This window comes from Planococcus sp. CAU13 (genome assembly GCF_000775575.1).
Lineage (GTDB): Bacteria > Bacillota > Bacilli > Bacillales_A > Planococcaceae > Planococcus.
The window spans coordinates 1-2150 of the sequence record NZ_JRGN01000150.1 but is presented as its reverse complement, the minus strand read 5'-3'; the positions used below and the strand labels follow the sequence as shown (position 1 = coordinate 2150).

The 2150-nt window shown below is 48.2% G+C and carries 3 protein-coding genes; all 3 read left to right on the top strand.

Translation table 11 applies throughout. The features are described from left to right. Positions 1–117 precede the first annotated feature (117 nt). The 3 genes from KW93_RS06300 (at position 118) to KW93_RS06290 (ending at position 2104) form a co-directional block, all read left to right on the top strand. A complete protein-coding gene (locus KW93_RS06300; protein WP_033542140.1) occupies positions 118–570 on the top strand; it encodes a hypothetical protein in 453 nt (150 codons plus the stop codon). Positions 571–672: 102 nt separating this feature from the next. Next, entirely contained in the window at positions 673–1176 is a 504-nt protein-coding gene (locus KW93_RS06295) for an RNA polymerase sigma factor (RefSeq protein WP_033542139.1), read from the top strand. Then, positions 1169–2104 carry an anti sigma factor C-terminal domain-containing protein gene (locus KW93_RS06290; protein WP_033542138.1) on the top strand — a complete coding sequence of 312 codons (936 nt, stop codon included), beginning with the start codon at positions 1169–1171 and terminating at the stop codon, positions 2102–2104. The genes KW93_RS06295 and KW93_RS06290 overlap by 8 nt, the downstream gene beginning before the upstream one ends. The last annotated feature ends 46 nt before the right edge of the window (positions 2105–2150 follow it).

Sequence of the window (2150 nt, the reverse complement as noted above, 5' to 3'; positions counted from 1 at the left end):
CCGAAGAGTTGGGCCGCTGGAGTCTGGACAGTACAAAGAATGCTCCAGCCAATTGATGGCTGGGGCATTTTTGTGAAATGGTAGAATAGAAGGAAAGATTTGCAGGAGGCGGGCGTAATGAAAAATGTGAAGCTGGCGATTTGGGTGTTGGATGTGGACGTTGAAAAGACGCTCCATTTTAATCAGAACAAATTGGAAGTGTGTGATTGCCTTTATTGCCAAAATTTTTCCGCCGTGATTCAGCAGAAGCATCCGCTGCTCCGGGAGAAGCTCCTGGAACTGGGTATCGAAGCGGCGACGCCGAATCATGTTTCATATTTCCCGGGAAATAAAGACGGTCAGCAGTTGGCAATCGGTAATTATCAATTTTCCGGGACGTTGCTGGAAGGCAAGTGGAGCACGATGGAGGACTGGAATGCCGGGAACACCGCTGAAGTGGACGGGATGCAGATTGGACTTTCAAAAGAGATGGAATTGTTGCCGGATAATTTTCCGGAGCCGGTCATTCAGGTGAATTTTGAGTTTTCGATGCCGTGGGTGCTGGAGGAGGATCCGGAAGAAAGCCAGTGATGACAGTTGGCAGGGCGTCCGCCATTTTTTATTCGCATAAAATTTCATAATTCTTGTTCACCTTCTCCCGGGTTGAACGTTTATATAAGGGGAGGCCGGTGAATGGGCGATTCGATGATGGACCAGAAATTATATGATTACTTAAAAATAGTGAAATCCTATTTGATGAAGATGGGCGCTTCAAAAGAAGATGCAGAAGATATCGTTCAGGATACGGCGTATAAATTCATCCTTTACATAGATTCGATTAGCCATAAAAATGTTGAAAGCTGGCTGTTCCGTGTTGCAGTCAATGGATATTACGATTTGTACCGCAAGCGGTCGCGGCGGAAAGATATCGATCTGAAATTCAATTATCAGCAGCTTTTTGAGGAATTCACGCCGGAACAGGCGATGCTGGATAATGAGCGAAGGCAGGATGTGGATGGCGTGATGAAAAGATTAAAGCCGAAACATCAGCAGGTTTTATTGCTGAAATACAGCCTCGAACTCGCAATCCGTGAAATTGCGGAGCTGTATGAAATGAAGGAAGACTCGGTCAAAACGACGCTGTACCGGGCGCGGCAGGAATTTGTGAAAGAGTACAGGAGGCAGGGCTATGAATGATAAAGATGAATTATTTCCTGGCGACGGCGATTTTTCGAAATTGGTGAAGAAGGCACGGAGGAAATCGCTGATCCGCACTATTTTGGTGTCGGTAGTTGTGAGTGGGCTGCTGATTTTTGGCCTCATGTGGCTGGGGACGTATCTGATGTATAAGAATATGGAGACCGAAATGGATTATTTTTACGCGACGGAATCCATCCGCGGTGCGAATGTGGAAACGGGCGGTTCGCATTATAATTACACGCCGTTTTCAGCTTCAGTCATGACTTCTTCCATGAAATATGTGGCGGGTGTGCCGGTTCCGTGGGAGAAGCGGGAAAAGAATTTTTCGATGTTCGGCGCCTCACAGCCTGTGCAGGCCTCTTCCTATTCCGGAAGAGGATCGATTGAAGATGACCGCATGATCATGTATTTCGAAGGAGAGCGGCTGATTGAATTTTATTCGCCTGAACTCGATTATGAATTCCTGCCGGACGAGCGGCCGCTGCTGGAAGAAATTGACGGCAATAAAGTAGTGGAAATGGCTTTTTCGTTTGATGCGGCTTATGGACTGGAAGAAGTTGAGGAACAGTTTGCCGAGTTGGCGGATTGGTATTGGGTGGATGTGAGCACACCGGTTGGCGGCGAATTGCAGCAGCCGGTTTACGGAAATGAAGCGTATGGCTTTTTCGGCGGACGTGATGTGAGGGAGTCGGCGGGTATGTTTATCCGGCAGCTGGACTGGCTCAGGAATGAAAAAGGTGATTTCCAGGAGGATGCCGGACGGATTTATGATGCGATCGCTGGTGATGGTGCATCTGAAGTGGCGGCGGATGAATTGGCGATTTCCGGAGTCGTTGTCACCGGTTCTCCGGAAGAATTGCAGGCATTTGCGGATCTTCCGGTGGTGCGCGCCGCCGTTTTGGGGGCAACCACTGATAAATATTGAGGTTTTGAGGTTAATGGAGGCTTTTCGCACAGCGAAAAGCTTCTTT

Bases quoted from the DNA above. Each gene is read 5' to 3' on its own strand.
- KW93_RS06300 (WP_033542140.1), top strand. From the start codon at position 118: ATGAAAAATGTGAAGCTGGCGATTTGGGTGTTGGATGTGGACGTTGAA.
- KW93_RS06295 (WP_033542139.1), top strand. From the start codon at position 673: ATGGGCGATTCGATGATGGACCAGAAATTATATGATTACTTAAAAATA.
- KW93_RS06290 (WP_033542138.1), top strand. From the start codon at position 1,169: ATGAATGATAAAGATGAATTATTTCCTGGCGACGGCGATTTTTCGAAA.